The organism is Leclercia adecarboxylata (assembly GCF_006874705.1).
In the GTDB taxonomy this organism is placed as follows: domain Bacteria; phylum Pseudomonadota; class Gammaproteobacteria; order Enterobacterales; family Enterobacteriaceae; genus Enterobacter; species Enterobacter adecarboxylatus_C.
The window spans coordinates 4,573,252-4,594,413 of record NZ_CP035382.1 but is presented as its reverse complement, the minus strand read 5'-3'; the positions used below and the strand labels follow the sequence as shown (position 1 = coordinate 4,594,413).

Sequence of the window (21,162 nt, the reverse complement as noted above, 5' to 3'; positions counted from 1 at the left end):
AAGAAAAGTAAATAACTTTGCCTATTATACACGTAACCCGCAGCCTGCGGGGCAAAAAAGGCGTCTCGCGCCGGTTATTGCGCTTTGAAAGCGTGCAGACGGTTGGTGGCCTTGGTTAAGCCATCCTGCAGCCAGATTTCGGTACAACGCACCGCTTCGTCTACCGCCTCGTCGATCAGCTTCTGTTCTGAAGCCAGGGGCTTACCGAGGACAAAGCCGACAACTTTGTTTTTATCGCCCGGATGACCAATACCGACGCGCAAACGGTGAAAATTGGGGTTATTGCCCAGTTTGCTGATGATGTCTTTTAAGCCGTTATGCCCGCCGTGACCGCCGCCGAGTTTGAATTTCGCCACGCCCGGCGGCAAATCCAGCTCGTCGTGGGCCACCAGGATCTCATCCGGGTTAATACGGTAGAAGGTCGCCAGCGCGGCAACGGCTTTGCCGCTTAAGTTCATAAACGTGGTCGGCACCAGCAGACGCACATCGGCTCCGGCCAGGTTCACGCGTGAGGTATAGCCGAAGAATTTCGGTTCCTCGCGCAGGGGAGCGCGCAACCGCTCGGCCAGCAGATCAACATACCAGGCGCCCGCATTGTGGCGGGTGGCCGCATATTCCGCGCCGGGGTTGGCCAGGCCGACAATCAGTTTAATCGTCACGTTTTGGTTCCTGAAAGTGCTAAGTCTGGCGCGTAGTGTACTGTCTGCCGCGTCGCTTGACAAAATTCTGCGCGCCGTCACGGTGAATCAGAATAATACCGTCTCTGAACCATTAGAATTTCATGCTACTCAAAGGCTTATTTGTAAAGTTTTGTTGCTCCGATGTGCGTAAATGTGATCCCTCACGCAATCAGCAAAAGGGGTGTTGTCTATACTTTACACACAAGGATTAGGGAGATTATTTCCCTGCAACCCAAAAGTTCCGGAGGTGACATATGAAACGCAGCAACGCTTCGTTACTCGGTAACGTGCTAATGGGGTTGGGATTGGTGGTCATGGTTGTTGGCGTCGGTTATTCCATTTTAAACCAGCTGCCGCAACTTGACCTGCCGCAATATTTTGCACATGGTGCGGTGCTGAGCATCTTTCTGGGTGCTGTATTGTGGCTGGCGGGTGCCCGCGTCAGCGGCCATGAGCAGGTCTGCGACAGATACTGGTGGGTGCGCCACTACGATAAGCGCTGCCGTCGCGATCAGCATAAGCACAGTTAATGTGCGAACCCAATGAATACCGAAACGGCTCCCTCTGGAGTCGTTTTTTTTTGCATCATCTATTGACCCTCACGTAACGTAAGGCTCCAGAGTGACGCCACTGGCACAAGAAGGAGCCGTTATGTTAATTCAGGTCGGGGAACTGGCGAAACGCGCCGGGATCACCGTGCGCACCTTGCACCATTATGAGCAAACAGGGTTGTTGCTGCCTTCTGCCAGAAGCGCGGCAGGGTACCGGCTCTATAATCTGGCCGATGTTCAGCGTCTGCATATGATTCAGGCGCTGGCAAAGGCAGGGCTGGAACTTGCTGAAATCAGGGACTTTCTGGAGAAAGATTCACTCTCGCTATCGGAACTGCTCGAGGCGCAAATCCACCTGCTGGACAAGCAGGTGCGCAGCATCACCACGCTGCGCGACCGGCTTGTGGCGTTGCGCACCGGGCTCGATGCCCATGAGGATCTCGATCTGGAGTCCTGGCTACAGACTCTGGAGTTGATGAATATGTACGATCGCTGGTTTAGTAAAGACGAGTTGCAGCAGTTACCGTTTGCGCAGCACAAGGAGGCGCTGGCGGATATCTGGGCCGCTCTGGTTGTGGAGGTGAAAAACCTGCTGGAGAACGACGTTACGGTTTCCGATCCCCGGGCGAGGGATCTGGCTACGCGTTGGATGGTTCGCCTCGAGCAGGATACGGCGGGCAAACCGGAGTTTCTCAACCGTCTCAACGAGATGCACAGCGTTGAGCCGCAGATGCGCGAACAAACGGGCATCACGGCGGAGATGACGGATTACATTACGCGGGCGTTTGCCGAATCAAAGCTCATCATCTGGGAAAACTATCTCACGCCGGAGGAGATGGCCTTCACCCGGGCGCACTATTTTGATCGCATGATGGAGTGGCCACCGCTGGTGGCGAAGCTGCACCGGGCCCAGTCGGAGGCGTTAGATCCGGCATCCGACGCCGCGCAACAGCTGGCCGAAAACTGGCTGGCGCTGTTCCAGTCTTACGCCGGAACTGACCCAGTGACGCAGCAAAAATTCCGCCAGGCGATGCAGCAGGAGCCGCATCTGATGAAGGGCACCTGGATGACGCCTGCTGTGCTTGAGTGGCTCCAGCAGGCGATTGGCATCATGATGCAGCGGCGGATGTCACAGATCCGCTAACGCTGCCTCGCGGTTCGGATAGAACGCCAGACGACCGGCAATGGGTTGCACCCCTGCGCGCGCCATGGTGCGCAGGGGCTGGAACTCGAGATTGCTCACCCGCAGTTCACAGCCTTCCGGCAGGCGTTGCACAAACCGCTGGAAAGCGTCCAGCCCGCCCGCATCCAGTACCGGAACCGCATCCCATTTCAGTACCACAATTCGTTTCCCCGCGATGCGCGACTCGAGATCGCTGAACAGGCCCTCGGCGGCGGCAAAGAACAGTGGGCCGATCACCCGCAATACCAGCACGTCGTCAGGCACCGTCACGTTGACCGTCGCCAGGCGGGTCATACGGGCAATGCGGCGCATAAACAGCAGCGAGGCCAGCACAATCCCGACGCTTATCGCAATTACCATGTCAAAGAGCACGGTCAGCGACATGCAGATAAGCATCACGATGATGTCGTCCTTCGGCGCGCGGCGCAGCAGGTTCACCACTTTATGCGCCTCGCTCATATTCCATGCCACCATCAGCAGCAGGGCCGCCATCGCCGACAGCGGCAGCCACGAGAGCAGGGGAGCCAGCACCAGCAGGGCGAGGATCACCAGTATCGAGTGGATCACCGCCGAGACCGGGGAGGTTGCGCCGGCGCGCACGTTCGCTGCCGAGCGGGCGATGGCTGCGGTGGCGGTGATCCCGCCGAAGAACGGCGCGATGATATTGCCCAGCCCCTGGCCGACCAGCTCGCTGTTGGCTTTGTGTTTGGTGCCGGTCATGCCGTCCAGTACGACCGCGCAGAGCAGGGACTCAATCGCCCCCAGCATCGCCATCGAAAAGGCGGCAGGCAACAGGGCGCGCAGAGAGTCCCAACTGAGGGTGAAGCTGGATCCGGGCATATCCCACGGCAGCACCAGCTGCGGCAGAAGCTGCGGGATACCGTTACCCTGCGAGCCATCTGCCAGCACATAGTGGAACTGCGAGCCGATGGTGGCGACGTGTCCGCCCAGCAGATTAACTACCCCCATCACCGCACAACCCAGCAGCAGGGCGGGCAGATGTCCCGGCAGGCGGATGCCCAGTCGCGGCCAGAGGATCAGCGTGCCCAGCGTTACCACGCCGATCGCCGCATCGCCCAGGTTTGCTGTCGGCAGCGCCATGATGAGCGCCCCCACTTTTTGCAGGTAATGCTCCGGCACGTGGGCCATCTGCAGGCCGAGGAAATCCTTGATCTGCATGGTACCGATGGTGATGCCGATCCCGGAGGTAAAGCCCAGGGTCACGGAAAGTGGAATGTACTCAATCAGCCTGCCAAAACGCGCCAGGCCGAACAAAATCAAAAATACCCCGGACATCAGGGTCGCCACCAGCAACCCGGCGAGGCCAAACTGCTGGGAAACCGGATAGAGGATCACCACAAAGGCGGCGGTCGGTCCGGAGACGCTGAAGCGCGACCCGCCGGTCAGGGCGATGACAATCCCGGCGACGGCAGCGGTGTACAGGCCGTATTGCGGTGCCACGCCGCTGCCAATCGCCAGCGCCATCGCCAGCGGAATGGCAATGATACCGACGGTGATCCCGGCAATCAGGTCACGGGTAAAGCGTGACAGGGTGTATTTCTCTTTCCAGCAGGCGTCGATGAGGGCGCGGAAGGGCAGAACATGAGAGGAAGCGTTTTTCACAATCATCATCCATGTGCGCATCATCTGTCATATCAATGGCAGGTGAAGGAGGCATTAATCATACAAATAAATACCACAGACAAAAAAACCCGCCGTAGCGGGTTTTCAGACTGCGTCCGATTAGTGTTCGAACATTGCAGAGATGGATTCTTCGTTGCTGATACGACGAATCGCTTCGGCCAGCATCCCGGACAGGGTCAAAGTACGCACGTTTGGCAGCGCTTTGATTTCGTCGCTCAGTGGGATGGTGTCACACACCACAACTTCATCAATGACGGAGTTGCGCAGGTTGTTCACTGCATTGCCGGAGAAGATCGGGTGAGTTGCGTAAGCGAATACGCGTTTTGCACCACGCTCTTTCAGCGCTTCGGCGGCTTTGCACAGAGTGCCGCCGGTGTCGATCATGTCGTCAACCAGCACGCAGTCACGGCCAGCGACGTCACCGATGATATGCATCACCTGAGAAACGTTAGCGCGTGGACGACGTTTGTCGATGATCGCCATGTCGGTATCGTTAAGCAGTTTGGCGATAGCGCGTGCGCGAACCACGCCGCCGATGTCCGGAGAAACCACAATCGGGTTGTCCAGGTTCAGCTGCAGCATGTCTTCCAGCAGGATTGGGCTGCCGAATACGTTATCAACCGGAACGTCGAAGAAGCCCTGGATCTGCTCGGCATGCAGGTCAACCGTCAGAACGCGGTCAACGCCAACACTGGAGAGGAAGTCAGCAACAACTTTAGCGGTAATTGGCACACGTGCGGAACGGACGCGACGGTCCTGACGGGCATAACCAAAGTAAGGAATAACAGCAGTGATACGGCCAGCGGAAGCACGGCGCAGGGCATCGACCATGACAACCAGTTCCATCAGGTTATCGTTAGTTGGAGCACAGGTGGACTGGATGATGAAAATATCACCACCGCGTACATTTTCGTTAATTTGTACGCTGACTTCGCCATCGCTAAAGCGACCTACGGCGGCGTCGCCAAGAGAAGTGTACAGGCGGTTGGCAATACGTTGTGCTAGTTCCGGGGTGGCGTTACCAGCAAAAAGCTTCATATCAGGCACGAGAAGAACCTCAGGCATGCGTCCAGTGGTGGATAGTTCGCCGTAAACTGTGCGGGCCAGGCGAATGCTATCCAGGCGGTGTATTAAAGAGCGCGATGCAACGTCTGGAACAGGGTGACGTTGTCACCGAAACTCAGATTGCGCCAGAATGGCCTGCTGCAGCGGGGAGATGTTCATACCACGCGCTACGAAACCATGCAGCCACTCTGGAGCCAGCTCGAGCACCTGACGTGCAGCGGATTCCGTATCAAATTCAGCAAAGACACAGGCCCCTGTGCCAGTCAGGCGCGACGGCGCGTATTCTAACAGCCAGGAAAGCGCGACATCAACCTCGCGAAAACGTTTTCTTGCGATATCCTCGCAATCGTTGCTGAATTCACAGTTTAATAACGTTTCTATTGACCTTACTGGCGTATCGCGCGGAAGGTCCGGATCTTTAAAGATAACCGGGGTCGGAATGCTGACCCCCGGGTGGGCCACCAGATACCATTTTTCTGCCGGTTCTGCCGGGGAGAGGATCTCGCCCACCCCTTCAGCAAAGGCCGCATGTCCGCGGACAAACACCGGCACGTCGGCCCCGAGCGTCAGCCCGTGCGCGGCCAGCTCATCCACCGTGAGATCGCAGCCCCACAGGTGGTTGAGCACCACCAGCACGGTGGCGGCGTTAGATGATCCGCCGCCGAGCCCGCCGCCCATCGGCAGCCGTTTTTCAACGCTGATATCCGCGCCGCTGCCCACAGGCAGACGTCCGGATTGTTGCGCGGCGCGCATCAGCAGACGGGCGGCGCGCACGATCAGGTTATCCTCATCGGCCACGCCTTCAACTGGCGTCAGCAGACGGATTTCTCCGTCCTGACGCAGTTCAATGGAAATCGTGTCGCCATAGTCAACAAACTGAAACAGCGTCTGTAGGGTGTGATACCCGTCAGCACGCTGGCCGGTAATGTATAAAAACAGGTTCAGTTTTGCGGGCGAAGGCCAGTGGGTCATCATTTGACAATCCAGTTATCCATTTTCAGCTTGATGCGCTGGCTGCCTTCGGTCAGTTCCAGGCTGGACGGCAGGGCCGGTTTGCTGTTGCTGTCGTAGCCGCCGTACACCACTTTCCAGGTTTTGCCGTTCTGGCTGTAGTTCACCTCGCTCAGGCGATACTGGTCGTCGAGCTTATAGTCGGTGGCATCGCCAGGCAGGCCGAGGATCCACTGGCGCAGGCTGGTGATCGGAATCGGCATCCCGGTCAGCTTGCCGATCATCTCTTCGGCATCGGTACCGGTATATTTCTGCCCTTTATTGTCGGTGACCTGGGCGCTGCCAGGCTGGGCAATCAGCTCCATCTCCGTGCTGCCAAGCGGGTTCAGCAGCAGCAGGCGATAGCGATCCTGGCCGGTTTGCTGCCAGAAGAAGCGGGCGTAGACCTTCTGCTGATCCGACAGATAAGCAAAGGCGCCGCGGGTCTGATATTGGCTTAATGTGCGCACTTCCTGTTGATGCTGGCGCCACTGCGGGGAGTCCGGGCTTTTACCTGGCCCTTTAGGCGGCGTAATGGAACATGCGGTCAGCACCAGCGCGGCCAGGGGCAGCAGGCGAATCAGTCTGGTCATAATGAGGACAAATCCTTGAGATACGTGGCAGTTATAGTTCTTAATGCTAGCGCCCGGTAGCGGGAGCGTCTACGCTCAAGTTGTCCTAAATCATCAAATTAACGGTTAATAACAACTAATAACCTATTACTCCGAAAGGGTGCAGTCTCTTTTATTGATCTCGCGCATCCTGTATGATGCGGCCTGCTAACCTTATTAACGCTGGTACTACTCCCGCTCATATGACCCTTTTAGCACTCGGTATTAACCACAAAACAGCCCCGGTATCACTGCGAGAACGTGTGACGTTTTCGCCGGACACGCTCGACCAGGCGCTGGACAGTCTGCTTGCCCAGCCGATGGTGCAGGGGGGCGTGGTGTTGTCAACGTGCAACCGTACTGAGCTCTATCTCAGCGTTGAAGAGCAGGACAACCTGCACGAAGCGCTGGTCCGCTGGTTATGCGAGTACCACAACCTGAACGAAGAAGAGCTGCGCAACAGCCTGTACTGGCATCAGGATAACGATGCGGTCAGCCATTTGATGCGCGTGGCCAGCGGGCTCGATTCGCTGGTGCTGGGCGAGCCGCAGATCCTCGGTCAGGTGAAAAAAGCCTTTGCCGATTCGCAAAAAGGCCACCTTAAGGCCAGCGAGCTGGAACGCATGTTCCAGAAATCCTTCTCCGTCGCCAAGCGAGTGCGAACCGAAACCGACATTGGCGCCAGTGCCGTTTCGGTTGCTTTCGCCGCCTGTACCCTGGCGCGACAAATCTTTGAATCGCTCTCCACGGTCTCTGTGCTGCTGGTGGGCGCGGGCGAAACCATCGAGCTGGTGGCGCGCCATCTGCGCGAACACAAAGTTAAAAAGATGATGATCGCCAACCGCACCCGCGAACGCGCTCAGGTGCTGGCGGATGAAGTGGGGGCAGAAGTGATCGCCCTCAGCGACATCGACGCCCGTCTGAGCGAAGCGGATATCATCATCAGCTCCACCGCCAGCCCGCTGCCGATCATCGGTAAAGGCATGGTGGAGCGCGCCCTGAAGTCCCGCCGTAATCAGCCAATGCTGCTGGTGGATATCGCCGTTCCGCGCGATGTCGAGCCCGACGTCGGCAAGCTGGCGAATGCCTATCTGTACAGCGTGGACGATCTGCAAAGCATCATTTCGCACAACCTTGCCCAGCGTAAAGCGGCAGCGGTGCAGGCGGAAACGATCGTTGAGCAGGAAACCAGCGAATTTATGGCCTGGCTGCGCGCGCAAAGCGTCAGCGAGACCATTCGCGAGTACCGCGGTCAGGCGGAACAGGTCCGTAATGAACTGACTGCCAAAGCGATGGCGGCCCTCGAGCAGGGCGGCGATCCGCAGGTCATCATGCAGGAACTGGCATGGAAACTGACCAATCGCCTGATCCATGCCCCAACCAAATCACTTCAACAGGCCGCCCGTGACGGGGACGACGAACGCCTGAACATTCTGCGCGACAGCCTCGGGCTGGAATAGCGCGCCATACCCATTTTATTATTATAAGGTGCACTTACGCCTATGAAGCCCTCTATCGTCGCCAAACTGGAAGCATTGCACGAGCGCCATGAAGAAGTTCAGGCGCTGCTTGGCGATGCCGCAACCATTGCCGACCAGGAACGTTTTCGCGCCCTGTCGCGTGAATACGCGCAATTAAGCGATGTTTCAAAATGCTTTACCGACTGGCAACAGGTTCAGGAAGATATCGAAACCGCGCAGATGATGCTCGACGACCCGGAAATGCGCGAGATGGCGCAGGAAGAGTTGCAGGACGCCAAAGTCCGCGCGGAAGAGATGGAGCAACAGCTGCAGGTGCTGCTGCTGCCGAAAGATCCGGACGATGAACGCAACGCCTTTGTCGAAGTCCGCGCCGGAACCGGCGGGGATGAAGCGGCCCTGTTTGCCGGGGATCTGTTCCGCATGTACAGCCGCTATGCCGAATCCCGCCGCTGGCGCGTGGAGATCATGAGCGCCAACGAAGGCGAACATGGCGGCTATAAAGAGGTGATCGCCAAAATCAGCGGTGACGGCGTATACGGTCGCCTGAAGTTTGAATCCGGCGGTCATCGCGTGCAGCGCGTACCGGCCACCGAATCACAGGGGCGTATCCATACCTCCGCCTGCACCGTGGCGGTGATGCCTGAGCTGCCGGAAGCAGAACTGCCGGACATCAACCCGGCGGATCTGCGTATCGACACCTTCCGCTCCTCCGGAGCCGGCGGTCAGCACGTTAACACCACCGATTCCGCGATCCGTATTACCCACCTGCCAACCGGCATTGTGGTTGAGTGCCAGGACGAACGTTCCCAGCACAAAAACAAAGCCAAAGCGCTGTCGGTGCTGGGGGCGCGTATTCATGCGGCAGAGATGGCAAAACGCCAGCAGGCCGAAGCCTCTACCCGTCGCAACCTGCTGGGCAGCGGCGATCGCAGCGATCGCAACCGTACCTACAACTTCCCGCAGGGCCGCGTGACCGATCACCGCATCAACCTGACCCTCTACCGTCTGGATGAGACCATGGAAGGCAAGCTGGATTCCCTGATCGAACCTATCGTGCAGGAGTACCAGGCCGATCAGCTGGCGGCGCTGGCAGAGCAGGATTAATGGATTTTCAGCACTGGCTACAGCAGGCGATTAGCGGGCTGGCGGGCGGTGAGAGCCCCCGTCGCGATGCGGAGATCCTGCTGGAGCATGTGACGGGCAAAGCACGCACGTATATTCTCGCCTTTGGCGAAACGCAGCTTACTGCCGATCAGCAGGCTCAGCTTGACGACTTCCTGGCCCGCCGCAAGGCCGGCGAGCCTGTGGCCCACCTGGTGGGTGAGCGTGAGTTCTGGTCGCTGCCGCTGTATGTCTCCGCGGCGACTCTGATCCCCCGTCCCGACACCGAGTGTCTGGTGGAGCAGGCACTGGCGAGACTGCCCGCCACGCCCGCGCGCATTCTGGATTTAGGCACCGGCACCGGAGCCATCGCTCTGGCGCTAGCCAGTGAGCGCCCGGATTGTCAGGTCACCGCCGTGGATGTCATGCCCGATGCGGTGGCGCTGGCACAGCGTAATCTTGCGCGTCTGGCGCTGCCAAACGTCACGGTGCTGCACAGCAGCTGGTTCACCGCCCTCGACGATCGGCAGTTTGAGACCATCGTCAGCAACCCGCCCTACATCGATGAAGCCGATCCGCATCTCGCTGAAGGCGATGTGCGCTTCGAGCCGCGCAGCGCGCTGGTCGCTGCCGATCATGGCCTGGCCGATCTCAGCCATATCATTACTCAGTCCCGTCAGCATCTGGTGACCGGCGGCTGGCTTCTGCTGGAACACGGCTGGACGCAGGGCGAAGCGGTGCGGGCACTCTTCCTGCAGGCCGGTTTTGAACGCGTCGAAACCTGTCGCGATTATGGCGGCAATGAGCGTCTGACCGTGGGCAAACTGCCATGAATAGCTTCTCCGTGCTGATCGCCCTGCATCTGACCGCCGTCACCCTGACCATCAGCTTTTTCGCGCTGCGTTACTGGTGGCGTTACAGCAATAATCAGCTGATTAACGCCCGCTGGGTGCGGGTGCTGCCGCACTGCATCGACACCGTACTCTTTGTGTCGGGCGCGGGGCTGATGTGGGTGACTGGCTATCTGCCGTTCACCGATGACGGCGCATGGCTGACTGAGAAGCTGTTTGGCGTTATCATCTACATCGTTTTGGGTTTTATTGCGCTGGGACGTCATCGTCCGCGCAGCCAGCAGGTGGGGTTTATCGCCTTTCTGCTGGGGCTGGTGGTGCTGTACATCATCATTAAACTCGCCACCACAAGAATACCGTTACTGGGGTAAGTCATGGAGTCCTTGGCCGATTTCGAATTTAACAAAGTGCCGTTGTGCGATGGAATGATCAAAGTATCAGAGATGATCCGTGATGATTTCATTTCACAATACGTCTACGACGAGCTGGAGAATCTGGTGAGTCTGGCGCGTGAAGAGATAAGTCAGGCGCGCCCGCAGGACTGGCAACTGGAGAAACTGATTGAGCTGTTCTACGGCGAATGGGGCTTTAGCGACACGCGTGGCGTGTATCGCCTCTCCGATGCGCTGTGGCTCGATCAGGTACTGAAAAACCGTCAGGGTAGCGCTGTCTCCCTGGGGGCCATTTTATTATGGGTGGCGCACCGCCTGGATATCCCGCTGGTGCCGGTCATCTTCCCGACGCAGATGCTGCTGCGCGCCGAGTGGCTGGACGGTGAAATGTGGTTAATTAACCCGTTCAACGGCGACACCCTTGACGATCACACGCTGGACGTCTGGCTGAAGGGCAATATCAGCCCGATGGCCGAGCTGTACAATGAAGATCTGGACGAAGCGGATAACGCTGAAGTGGTGCGCAAGCTGCTGGACACCTTAAAATCGGCGCTGATGGAAGAGCGGCAGATGGAGCTGGCGCTGCGTGCCAGCGAGGTGCTGTTGCAGTTTAACCCGGAAGACCCGTATGAGATCCGCGATCGCGGTCTGATCTACGTCCAGCTCGAGTGCGACCACGTCGCGCTGACGGATTTGAGTTATTTCGTTGAGCAGTGCCCGGAAGATCCGATCAGCGAGATGATCCGCGCGCAGATTAATTCCATCGCGCATAAACAGATTACACTGCATTAATCTTAACTCCGATTCACCCTGAATAAGGCGATCCTATGAAACAAAAAGTGGTTAGCATTGGCGATATCAACGTGGCGAACGACCTGCCGTTCGTGCTGTTCGGCGGCATGAACGTTCTGGAATCCCGCGATCTCGCGATGCGTATCTGCGAACATTACGTGACCGTGACCCAGAAGCTGGGTATCCCGTATGTGTTCAAAGCCTCTTTTGACAAAGCCAACCGCTCCTCTATTCACTCTTACCGTGGCCCCGGCCTGGAAGAGGGGATGAAGATTTTCCAGGAGCTGAAGCAGACTTTTGGCGTGAAAGTGATCACCGACGTGCATGAAGCCAGCCAGGCGCAGCCTGTGGCTGACGTTGTTGACGTGATCCAGCTGCCGGCGTTCCTCGCCCGTCAGACCGACCTGGTTGAAGCGATGGCGAAAACCGGCGCGGTCATCAACGTGAAAAAACCGCAGTTCGTAAGCCCTGGCCAGATGGGGAACATCGTCGACAAGTTTATCGAAGGCGGTAACGATCAGGTGATCCTGTGCGACCGTGGCGCTAACTTCGGTTATGACAACCTGGTGGTCGACATGCTGGGCTTCAGCGTGATGAAGAACGTCTCTAACCAGTCGCCGGTGATCTTCGACGTAACCCACGCTCTGCAGTGCCGCGACCCGTTTGGCGCCGCCTCCGGTGGCCGTCGTGCACAGGTGACCGAACTGGCGCGCGCCGGTATGGCAACCGGTCTGGCGGGTCTGTTTATCGAAGCGCACCCGGATCCAGCCAACGCGAAATGCGACGGCCCATCCGCACTGCCGCTGGATAAGCTGGAGCCGTTCCTGAAACAGATCAAAGCGATTGACGACCTGGTTAAGAACTTTGAAGAGCTGGATACCAGCAACTAATAAAAAAACCCGCTTCGGCGGGTTTTTTTATGCCCGGCGGCGCTGCGCTTGCGCGGGCCTACGGGTTCAGTTGTAGGCCGGGTAAGGCGTAGCCGCCACCCGGCATTACCGCATCACGCAAATATCGTCATCAGATAGGCCGCAAACAACGCCATATGCGCCGCGCCGTTGAGCACATTGGTGCGCCCGGTTGAAAACGAAATCTGGCACAGCAACAGCGACGCCACCATCACAATCATCTCCGGTGCCCCCAGGCTAAACACCAGGTCATTGCCGGTGATGAAGGCAATCAGCGTCACCACCGGAACCGTCAGGGAGATGGTCGCCAGTACCGACCCAAAGAACAGGTTCATCGCGCGCTGCACCTGATTGTTCAGCACCGCACGCAGCGCTCCCAGCCCTTCCGGGGAGAGGATTAACAGCGCCACCAGGAAGCCGGTAAAGGCTACCGGCGCGTTCAGCTCGGTCAGCAGCGTTTCGAGCGGGTTCGCATTCATCTTGGTGACCGCGATAACCGCAATCAGATGCACGATCAGCCAGACGGTATGCCACAGGCTGCTGTGTGCGGACGGCTTGCCGTGGTGCGGGTCGTCGTCGTCGCTCTCGTCTTCGTGCTCATACACGAACAGGCTCTGGTGCGTTTTGGTCTGAATGAGAAGGAAAACGCCGTACATCGCCGCAGAAATCAGCGCCACCAGCAGGGCCTGGCCGGTAGTGAAGTTAGCGCCCGGCAGCGCCATCGGGAATACCAGCACGATAATCGCCAGCGGGAAGAGGGCGATCAGATATTGCTTAATACCAAACAGATTCATGTACTGGGTGGCGAATTTGCGTCCGCCCAGCAGCAGTGAGAAGCCGACCAGCCCCCCGGTCACAATCATAATAATGGAGTAGAGCGTATCACGCATCAGGGTGGGAGCCGCATCACCGGTCGCCATCAGTGCGGAAATAAGGCTCACTTCGAGAATAACGACGGAAAGACTTAAAATCAGCGAGCCGTAGGGCTCTCCCAGGCGGTGGGCCAGCACGTCGGCATGGCGAACAACGCTGAAGGCGCTGCTGAGGATACCAACAAGTGCCAGGACATTAATCCCGATAACCACTGGCAGTGACTGACTACTTCCCCAGAAGAGCAGCACGGCCAGTGCCAGCACCGGGAAAATGAGAGAGGTCTCCTTATGACGGGTTTTCACCGTCTCGTGTGCGGTTGTCATGTAGTTCTCCAGAGTTGCAGGTGCTTGTCATTATAGATAGAAAAAGAGGACGTTAAATTAACAGATTGCCGCAGGTTACTGATTATATTTTACTTAATTTTACGGTTCGAGGTGATTTTAAGTCGAAAACGACATAATAAGATATTTCCGTTAAATATATCCTTAATAACAGTAAATTAAATAAAATCATTATCCGATTATTAATTTGACTGGAAGCCTCCGGCATTGTCTACCACACTTATTAATTGATTAAAAATAGGGGGTTGATATGCCATACAAATCGAAAACTGATTTACCGGACAATGTTCAGCACGTGCTGCCGGCCCACGCGCAGGATATTTATAAAGAAGCTTTCAACAGCGCCTGGGATCAATACAAGGATGAAGAGGACCGCCGGGGCGATGCCAGTCGGGAGGAGACCGCGCACCGCGTGGCCTGGGCGGCAGTGAAGAATGACTATGAGAAGGGCGATGATGACAAGTGGCACAAGAAGAAATAGCGCCTGCCTGATTGCCTGTGCTTAATAGTTTGCACCCTGCGCTTTGACTTTTAAGGCGGTTGCGCTGTCCATCTGTTGCACCCGGCAAAATTATTGCATATCGTCACGGTACTGCTTTCTAATTGAGCAGTAAAAAGACCTGGAAGGTTCATAAAAGTGTGGGCAGGGAAGCAGGCAGTGGCGGAGGTGCACTATGTTAACGCGTGATTTTCTTATGAAGGCCGACTGTAAAACGGCCTTTGGTGCGATTGAAGAATCGCTTCTGTGGTCAGCCGAACAACGGGCGGCATCGCTGGCAGCAACGCTTGCCTGCCGTCCTGACAACGGTCCGGTGTGGCTCTTCGGCTACGGCTCGCTGATGTGGAACCCGGCGCTGGAGTTTGTCGAATCGGCAACCGGAACCCTGCCGGGCTGGCACCGCGCCTTCTGTCTGCGCCTGACCGCCGGTCGCGGCAGCGCCTGCCAGCCGGGGCGCATGCTTGCACTGAAAGAGGGCGGACGCACCACGGGGGTGGCCTATCGCCTGCCGGATACCACGCTGGAAGAGGAGCTGGCCCTGCTGTGGAAGCGCGAGATGATCACCGGCTGCTATATGCCGAGCTGGTGCAAGCTTGAACTCGATGACGGACGCACCGTCAATGCGCTGGTGTTCATTATGGATCCACGCCATCCGCTGTTTGAAGCCGATACCCGGGCGCAGGTGATTGCCCCGCTGATTGCGGCGGCCAGCGGCCCGCTTGGCACTAACGCGCAGTACCTGTTCTCGCTCGATCAGGAGCTGACCCGGCTGGGCATGCGGGATGACTGTCTGAATGAGCTGGTGTCGCGCGTGCGGGCCTTGCTTGATGGCACCCAGCCCGATAACCCGCTGAATGCGAGCTTCGCCTGAAAAAACGCCCGGTGGCTTTGCAGCGTACCGGGCGATTGCTCATCAGGCGGCGACGTAGCTGATGGAGTGCTCAAGCGACTGGCTGTGGCTGTCGATGAGCACTTCCCAGGTGCCGGTGTAGGGCACCGTGAGCCAGGCGCTGTCCCTGTTCTGCACGCTCAGAATATCCGCCTGCGTTTTACGTGCTGCTTTATTACTCATCAGATGAATATGACAGCGCTCCGAGCAGCGCACCACCACCGTATCCCCGCCAAACAACTTCAGACTTGCTTTTACCAGTGCCATTTTTTACCCCGTATCCCAAAACAACGCTCTCCTTGCGGCCAATCCTGAGCGTGATGTTGTTCACAATTCACTCATGGCATAACACCAAAGGGGAAGGTCGGGGGTGCTGATTTTGATCAAAAAATGGCATAACCCTTAAACAAAAATGACAATATGCCTGAAAGCTTTCAGCGGACACCGCTTTACACCGCTTTCAGGCAATGGATTAACATTAAATGCGGAAATGTCCGGCGGTTTCAGCCAGCTCGCCTGCCTGACCCTGCAGGGCGCTTGCCGCGGCGGCCGACTGCACCACCAGTTCGGCGTTCTGCTGCACCATGCTGTCCAGATGCGTCACCGCCCGGTTGATCTCCTGAATGCCTTTCATCTGCTCGCTGGTAGCGACGGTGATCTCCCGCATGATCCCCGACATACTGCCGATGCTGGTGACGATCTCATCCATGCTCTGGCCCGCCAGATGCACATAGCGTGAACCGGTCGCCACGCTGTCGGTGGTGGAGTCGATCAGGCTTTTGATCTCTTTTGCCGCCTGGGCGCTGCGGCTGGCGAGATTACGCACTTCACCTGCAACCACCGCAAAACCACGACCCTGTTCACCTGCACGCGCGGCTTCAACCGAGGCATTCAATGCCAGGATATTGGTCTGGAAGGCGATACCGTCGATCACGCTGGTGATATCGCCAATTTTAGTCGAGGCGGCTTCGATGGACTGCATGGTGGTGATCGCCTGGGAGACCACGCTGCCGCCGCGGGTTGCTGCCTCGGAGGCTTTGCCCGCCTGCTCGTTGGCGATGGCGGCCGATTCGGTCGACTGGGCGACGGAGGCAGTGATCTGCTCCACGGCGCTGGCGGTTTCGCGCAGGCTGGAGGCGGCCCGCTCGGTGCGGCCAGAGAGATCCTGGTTACCGGCGGCGATCTCCTGGGCGGCGTTTTTCACCGAGGCGCTGGCGTCGCGCAGCTGTACCATTACCACCGAAAGTTTGTCGCTGAAGGCGTTAAAGGCATGGGCGATCTGCGCTACCTCATCCTCGCCTTTCTCCGGCAGACGTTGAGAGAGATCGTTGGTGCCGTTGGCGATGGCGTGCATCGCATCGCGAATATCCGACAGGCGTTTAAGCAGACGGGCAATCACGAAGTGAACCACGACGGCGCTGAGCAGAACCAGGATCACCAGCGACAGGGAGGAGGCCTTCAGCAGGGTGCGCATCCCGGAGGTGGCATCATTGCTGTCGAGGGCGACAATCAGCTGCCACTGGGTGCCGGCAATCGGGGTGGCGGCAAAGGTTTTGGTCGCGTCGTTGAACTGGCCTTCGGCGCTCTTGCCGCTCTTGAGGACATTCAGATCGACGCCGCTGATGACATCGTTAAAGGCTTTCAGGGTCAGGGCAGGGTCGTTGGCGGCGATCACCGTCCCGTCGCTGTCAATCAACAGCCCGCTGCTGGCCGGGGTCGGACGGATACCGCGCACGTTGGCGATCACGCTGTCCATCGCTACGTCACCCGCCAGCACCCCTTTCAGCTCGCCGTTCTCTTTCACCGGCACGGCAAAGGTGACCACCAGCTTTTTGGTGCCGGTATCGACATAAGGCGCGGTGACGATGGCGCGATCTTCTTTCACCGCCTGCTGATACCAGGGACGTATGGTGGGATCGTAGTCGGCAGGTACGCCGTCAGGATTGGAGAACTTCGCGGTTTTGCTGGCATAACCCACATAGACGTTGATAAAACCGCCCGCCTGCGCCAGCTGTTTGAACATCGGCACCGGATCGTCGCTCAGGGCGACGTTCTGCAGAGAGTTGATTACCGCGGTTTTGCTGTTTACCCAGTCACCAATCGCCAGGCTGTGGCTGGCGCTGGTGCTGGCCAGCATGTCGCGTTGCGACTGTTGATTGTCCCGACGCGTGACCTGGAAATTAATCACGGTGTTCAGAAGGAGCGCGGCGATCAGACATCCGACCGTCGCCGCAATAATACGAGCGCGAATTGACCTGAACATAAATGTAATACCTGCTGTGTTGTTGTAAGAAGCCTATCGGCATCGGGCAGGCAAACTTGATGCTGGAACCGCGCTCATAAGAAAAAAATATTTTAGTTAAATCATTATTAGAAAGTTAATAGTTTATCTGCGGATAGTGTCCACTGCGCCAGCTCCACCAGAGTGCCGATTTCCACCCCCTCAATCAGCGGCAGGGCGCTGATACCGCGGCCGTCGGTGCAGGTCTTGCACAGCTTCACCGGCACGTTTTGTGCGGTGAGGATCTCCAGCATCTGCTGAATGTTATAGCCCTCGGCAGGCTTCTGGCCGCGCAGCCCGGCGGTCACCGCGTCGGACATCAAAAACAGGCGCAGATCCAGCTCGCTCTCCTGCTCGCGCAAGGCAATCGCCAGCCGCAGGCTGTTAAACAGGGATTCACTGCCATAGGCCGCGCCGTTGGCGACAATCACGATCTTCTGCATCTTGACTCCTGAAAGGTATAAAAGGCATGAAAATTGCTTCTCTCTGTCAAACACTGACCCGGGAGAGAAAGCATGACGAACATCACCGGCGCCACCGAATGGTTTCAGCACGCCAGGCTGATGCGTAAACAACAGCTGTGCAAACTGGCGCAGCTGGGCACGCTTGTCAGCCGAATCAGTCATCTTGCGCACATGCTACAGTGCGAGCGCGGGGCTTCCAACATCTGGCTCTGCTCCCGGGGCACGCTGTATGCCCTCGAATGTAAAGCCAGCCGCGCGCTGGTGGACGAACATCTCCAGGCGCTGCACCAGGCGCTCGGCACGCCGCTGATGGCCAGCGGCGCCCTTAGCGAGCGGGTGGCGAACGCCCTGCAGAGCCTGGAACAGCTGCCCGCATTACGCGAGGTCATCACCGCCTGTACGCTGCCCGCCGACGTGGCGATGGAGCGCTACAGTCGCACCCTGCGCAACCTGCTCAGTATCGTACCCCAGCTCAACGACAGCATTGACGATCCGCAACTCGCCGGCAGGTTTGTTGCACTTTATAGCCTGATGCAGGGTAAAGAGCTGGTCGGCCAGGAGCGGGCGCTGGGGGCGATCGGCTTTACCCAGGGCTTTTTCAGCGATGAGATGCGCCAGACCCTGGTGGACCGCATCGACGGGCAGCAGGCCTGCTTCGAGGTCTTTCTCTCCCTGACCCCCGCCAGCGTGCACGACCATTTCGCCCTCAGCGTGCCGGGAGCCGAAACCGAACAGCTGCGGCGGCTGGCCTGTACCCGCCAGCCGGCAGCGGATAAGGGCGTGCTGGCGCTGCACTGGTTCTCGCTGCAAACCGAACGTCTCGAACACCTGCGCGCCCTGGAAGAGATGCAAATTGCCGATCTGATGCTGGCGGTGGAGGCGCTGATTGGCCGGGCCGACGACGACCTGCCGGAGGAGCCATCCTCCGAAGAGCCGCTGGCCCTCTATCCGCAAAAGCCGCTCCTGCCGCTGGTGCGCCAGCAGGCGCGGGAGATAGAGCAGCTCTCCCGCCAGCTGGCCTCGATGCGCGACACTCTCGAGGAGCGCAAGGTGATCGATAAAGCCAAAAGCGTGCTGATGACCCATCAGCAGATGAGCGAGGAGCAGGCCTGGTGCCAGCTGCGCAAGATGGCGATGGACAAGAACCAGCGGATGGTGGATATAGCCCGGGCCTTGCTCACCGTCAAGGCACTCTGGCAGCAGTAGCTGCACCTCAGGCGGGCAACCTGTGCATGGTTGAGGTGCGTTCTGGCTGCGGGATGGCGGAAAAGGCCCGTAAACCAGGGCCTTAAAAGCTGGCATCCCCTTTGCATTAGTTAATTCACAATTTGAGACGGCGCGCCAACGGCGGTGCGACGGTCTTCAGGATAAAGGCGTCCTGCAGTGCTTCGGCACTGCCGGGCGCTTTTTTTTGGCTTTTTTTCAGGAGTGAGCATGTTGGAATGGACAAGGCGGCGTTTTTTACAGGCCAGCGCGCTGGCAGGCGGGGCGCTGATGTTGCCGGGCGTGATGCAGGCCGCATGGGCAGCAGGCTCCGATAAACCGGAACTCGAGACGGTGCGCGTAGGTTTCATCCCGCTCACTGACTGCGCGCCGCTGGCGATCGCGGCGTATAAGGGCTTCGATAAAAAATACGGCTTCACCCTGGTGCCCACCAAAGAGGCCAGCTGGGCGGCGGTGCGCGACAAGCTGGTGGCCGGAGAGCTGGATGCCGCGCACATTCTCTATGGCCTGCTGTACGGCCTGGAGCTGGGCATCGCCGGTAAGCCCAAGCCAATGGCTAACCTGATGACCCTCAACCAGAACGGACAGGCGATCACCCTGTCGAGCGATCTGGCCCAGCAGGGCGTGCGTGACGTCGAGGGGCTGAAGAAGCTGATCGGCCAACAGGCGCCGGGCAGCTACACCTTCGCCCACACCTTTCCCACCGGCACTCACGCCATGTGGCTCTACTACTGGCTGGCCAGCGCGGGCATTAACCCCTTTGACGACGTGCGCACCGTAGTGGTGCCGCCGCCGCAGATGGTGATGAACATGCGCATCGGCAATATGGTCGGCTTCTGCGTCGGCGAACCGTGGAACGCCCGCGCCATCAACGATCGCATCGGCTTTACCGCCGCCACCTCCCAGTCCATCTGGCCGGAACACCCGGAAAAGATCCTCGGCACCCGCCGGGAGTGGGTTGAAGCCCACCCCAACACCGCCCGGGCGCTGGTCAGCGCATTGCTGGAGGCCCAGCGTTGGATCGATGCTTCGCCGCAAAATAAAGAAGAGACCGCCCGACTGCTGGCCCGTCGCGCCTGGCTCAACACCAAAGAGCAGTACCTCACCGGCCGCATGCTGGGTGAGTACGACAACGGGGTGGGGCAACGCTGGCAGGACGCTCACCCGATCCGCTTCTTTGAGGACGGAGCGGTCAGCTACCCGTGGCACTCCGACGGGATGTGGTTCTTAACCCAGTTCCGTCGCTGGGGGTTGCTGAAAACCGACCCGGACTACGCCGCCATCGCCCAACGCATCAACCGCACCGACGTCTGGCAGGACGCCGCCACGGCGGTGGGCGGCATTCGCGCACCATCGTCACCGCTGCGCAGCAGCACCCTGATGGACGGCACCGTCTGGAACGGCACCGATCCGCAGGGTTACGCCAACCGTTTCGCCATTCACCGTACAGGGGCCTGATATGAAAAAAGTTAACACCAAAGCGGCACCCGCCGCGCCGGTCAGCGGGGAAGTGATTGCCCTGCCGCCGGTGCAGGTGCGCCGCCGCTCACCCGCGTTTGCCCGCCGGTTCAACGACCTGCTGCAACGTCTTATTCCGGCCCTGCTCGGCCTCGGGCTGCTGGTCATCGCCTGGCAGCTGGCGGCCATCAACAGCAAAGGCTTCCCGACGCCGCTCAGCACCCTGGATTCGGCCATCACCCTGTTTGCCGACCCGTTCTACCGCGACGGCCCGAACGACATGGGGGTGGGCTGGAACGTGCTGGCCTCGCTGCAGCGCGTGGCCATCGGCTTTGGCCTGGCGGCGCTGGTGGGGATCCCGCTGGGCTTTATGATCGGTCGCTTTACCTTTCTGGCGCGCATGTTTAACCCGCTGATCGCGCTGCTGCGCCCGGTCAGCCCCCTGGCCTGGCTGCCGATTGGCCTGCTGCTGTTCCAGAAGGCGGAGCCCGCCTCCAGCTGGACCATTTTCATCTGCTCCATCTGGCCGATGGTCATCAACACCGCCGAAGGGGTGCGCCGCATCCCCGAGGATTACCTCAACGTGGCGCGGGTGTTGCAACTCTCCGAGTGGACGGTAATGCGCCGCATTCTGTTTCCCGCCGTGCTGCCTGCGGTCCTGACCGGGGTCCGCCTCTCCATCGGCATCGCCTGGCTGGTGATTGTCGCCGCCGAGATGCTCACCGGGGGCCTGGGGATCGGCTTCTGGATCTGGAACGAGTGGAACAACCTCAACGTCGAAAACATTCTCATCGCCATCGTCATTATCGGCGTGGTGGGTTTGCTGCTGGAGCAGGGGCTGATGCTGATCGCCCGTCGTTTCAGCTGGCAGGAAAAATAAGGAG

General features: G+C 58.7%; 22 protein-coding genes. 13 read left to right on the top strand and 9 right to left on the bottom strand.

The features are described from left to right. Positions 1-74 precede the first annotated feature (74 nt). Positions 75-659: an aminoacyl-tRNA hydrolase gene (gene pth / locus ES815_RS22925; protein WP_142489867.1), complete on the bottom strand. Its 585-nt coding sequence runs from the start codon at positions 657-659 to the stop codon at positions 75-77. 275 nt (positions 660-934) lie between these two features. Here pth and ychH point away from each other — a divergent pair, with 275 nt between their 5' ends. Together ychH and ES815_RS22915 are read left to right on the top strand one after the other, a co-directional pair. Beyond that, entirely contained in the window at positions 935-1,210 is a 276-nt protein-coding gene (gene ychH, locus ES815_RS22920; RefSeq protein ID WP_142489866.1) for a stress-induced protein YchH, read from the top strand. 121 nt (positions 1,211-1,331) lie between these two features. Then, positions 1,332-2,375 carry a MerR family transcriptional regulator gene (locus tag ES815_RS22915; RefSeq protein ID WP_142489865.1) on the top strand — a complete coding sequence of 348 codons (1,044 nt, stop codon included), beginning with the start codon at positions 1,332-1,334 and terminating at the stop codon, positions 2,373-2,375. On the opposite strand, the gene dauA is transcribed toward ES815_RS22915, so the two are convergent. From dauA to lolB, 4 genes are all read right to left on the bottom strand, one after another. Then, positions 2,361-4,037, bottom strand: a complete 1,677-nt coding sequence (dauA, locus tag ES815_RS22910; RefSeq protein WP_185902366.1) for a C4-dicarboxylic acid transporter DauA — start codon at positions 4,035-4,037, stop codon at positions 2,361-2,363. The two genes, ES815_RS22915 and dauA, sit on opposite strands and share 15 nt — an antisense overlap. A gap of 120 nt (positions 4,038-4,157) precedes the next feature. Beyond that, positions 4,158-5,105 (bottom strand): ribose-phosphate diphosphokinase, encoded by a 948-nt coding sequence (prs, locus tag ES815_RS22905; RefSeq protein ID WP_003856663.1) that lies wholly within the window; start codon positions 5,103-5,105, stop codon positions 4,158-4,160. 123 nt (positions 5,106-5,228) lie between these two features. After that, positions 5,229-6,098: a 4-(cytidine 5'-diphospho)-2-C-methyl-D-erythritol kinase gene (ispE, locus tag ES815_RS22900; RefSeq protein ID WP_142489864.1), complete on the bottom strand. Its 870-nt coding sequence runs from the start codon at positions 6,096-6,098 to the stop codon at positions 5,229-5,231. Further along, entirely contained in the window at positions 6,095-6,706 is a 612-nt protein-coding gene (lolB, locus tag ES815_RS22895; RefSeq protein ID WP_142489863.1) for a lipoprotein insertase outer membrane protein LolB, read from the bottom strand. The genes ispE and lolB overlap by 4 nt, the downstream gene beginning before the upstream one ends. Positions 6,707-6,927: 221 nt before the next feature. On the opposite strand from lolB, the gene hemA reads away from it, so the two are divergent. The 6 genes from hemA to kdsA are packed head-to-tail and all read left to right on the top strand — an operon-like array spanning position 6,928 to position 12,231. Continuing rightward, positions 6,928-8,184, top strand: a complete 1,257-nt coding sequence (hemA, locus tag ES815_RS22890) for a glutamyl-tRNA reductase (protein WP_142489862.1) — start codon at positions 6,928-6,930, stop codon at positions 8,182-8,184. 42 nt (positions 8,185-8,226) lie between these two features. Continuing rightward, positions 8,227-9,309, top strand: a complete 1,083-nt coding sequence (gene prfA / locus ES815_RS22885) for a peptide chain release factor 1 (protein ID WP_106993217.1) — start codon at positions 8,227-8,229, stop codon at positions 9,307-9,309. Continuing rightward, positions 9,309-10,139 carry a peptide chain release factor N(5)-glutamine methyltransferase gene (gene prmC / locus ES815_RS22880; RefSeq protein WP_142489861.1) on the top strand — a complete coding sequence of 277 codons (831 nt, stop codon included), beginning with the start codon at positions 9,309-9,311 and terminating at the stop codon, positions 10,137-10,139. Before prfA ends, prmC begins: the two co-directional genes overlap by 1 nt. Then, the gene (gene sirB2, locus ES815_RS22875) at positions 10,136-10,528 is read left to right on the top strand and encodes an invasion regulator SirB2 (protein WP_142489860.1); all 393 of its coding nucleotides are present in this window, start codon (positions 10,136-10,138) and stop codon (positions 10,526-10,528) included. The genes prmC and sirB2 overlap by 4 nt, the downstream gene beginning before the upstream one ends. A 3-nt stretch (positions 10,529-10,531) precedes the next feature. Beyond that, the gene (sirB1, locus tag ES815_RS22870) at positions 10,532-11,341 is read left to right on the top strand and encodes an invasion regulator SirB1 (protein WP_142489859.1); all 810 of its coding nucleotides are present in this window, start codon (positions 10,532-10,534) and stop codon (positions 11,339-11,341) included. A gap of 35 nt (positions 11,342-11,376) precedes the next feature. Beyond that, positions 11,377-12,231, top strand: a complete 855-nt coding sequence (kdsA, locus tag ES815_RS22865; protein WP_142489858.1) for a 3-deoxy-8-phosphooctulonate synthase — start codon at positions 11,377-11,379, stop codon at positions 12,229-12,231. Positions 12,232-12,344: 113 nt separating this feature from the next. Here the strand turns inward: kdsA and chaA are convergent, their stop codons facing one another. Further along, complete coding sequence (gene chaA, locus ES815_RS22860) at positions 12,345-13,445, bottom strand: sodium-potassium/proton antiporter ChaA (RefSeq protein WP_142489857.1); 1,101 nt, start codon at positions 13,443-13,445, stop codon at positions 12,345-12,347. 268 nt (positions 13,446-13,713) lie between these two features. On the opposite strand from chaA, the gene chaB reads away from it, so the two are divergent. Next, positions 13,714-13,944 (top strand): putative cation transport regulator ChaB, encoded by a 231-nt coding sequence (gene chaB / locus ES815_RS22855; protein ID WP_142489856.1) that lies wholly within the window; start codon positions 13,714-13,716, stop codon positions 13,942-13,944. 193 nt (positions 13,945-14,137) lie between these two features. Then, positions 14,138-14,833, top strand: coding sequence for a gamma-glutamylcyclotransferase (locus tag ES815_RS22850; RefSeq protein WP_142489855.1), 696 nt, complete (start codon positions 14,138-14,140; stop codon positions 14,831-14,833). A 42-nt stretch (positions 14,834-14,875) separates the two neighbouring features. On the opposite strand, the gene ES815_RS22845 is transcribed toward ES815_RS22850, so the two are convergent. The 3 genes from ES815_RS22845 to ychN all read right to left on the bottom strand — a co-directional run bounded on the left by ES815_RS22845 (position 14,876) and on the right by ychN (position 17,575). After that, positions 14,876-15,118 carry a DUF1883 domain-containing protein gene (locus tag ES815_RS22845; RefSeq protein WP_142489854.1) on the bottom strand — a complete coding sequence of 81 codons (243 nt, stop codon included), beginning with the start codon at positions 15,116-15,118 and terminating at the stop codon, positions 14,876-14,878. A 211-nt stretch (positions 15,119-15,329) separates the two neighbouring features. Further along, positions 15,330-17,114 (bottom strand): methyl-accepting chemotaxis protein, encoded by a 1,785-nt coding sequence (locus ES815_RS22840; RefSeq protein ID WP_142489853.1) that lies wholly within the window; start codon positions 17,112-17,114, stop codon positions 15,330-15,332. A 107-nt stretch (positions 17,115-17,221) separates the two neighbouring features. Further along, positions 17,222-17,575, bottom strand: a complete 354-nt coding sequence (gene ychN, locus ES815_RS22835) for a DsrE/F sulfur relay family protein YchN (protein ID WP_142489852.1) — start codon at positions 17,573-17,575, stop codon at positions 17,222-17,224. A 72-nt stretch (positions 17,576-17,647) separates the two neighbouring features. Here ychN and nasR point away from each other — a divergent pair, with 72 nt between their 5' ends. The 3 genes from nasR (at position 17,648) to ntrB (ending at position 21,158) form a co-directional block, all read left to right on the top strand. Continuing rightward, positions 17,648-18,802: a nitrate regulatory protein NasR gene (gene nasR, locus ES815_RS22830; RefSeq protein WP_142489851.1), complete on the top strand. Its 1,155-nt coding sequence runs from the start codon at positions 17,648-17,650 to the stop codon at positions 18,800-18,802. A 228-nt stretch (positions 18,803-19,030) separates the two neighbouring features. Further along, positions 19,031-20,278, top strand: coding sequence for a CmpA/NrtA family ABC transporter substrate-binding protein (locus tag ES815_RS22820; RefSeq protein ID WP_142489850.1), 1,248 nt, complete (start codon positions 19,031-19,033; stop codon positions 20,276-20,278). Between the two features lies 1 nt (position 20,279). Further along, on the top strand, positions 20,280-21,158 hold the full coding sequence (gene ntrB / locus ES815_RS22815; RefSeq protein WP_142489849.1) for a nitrate ABC transporter permease: 879 nt from the start codon (positions 20,280-20,282) through the stop codon (positions 21,156-21,158). The last annotated feature ends 4 nt before the right edge of the window (positions 21,159-21,162 follow it).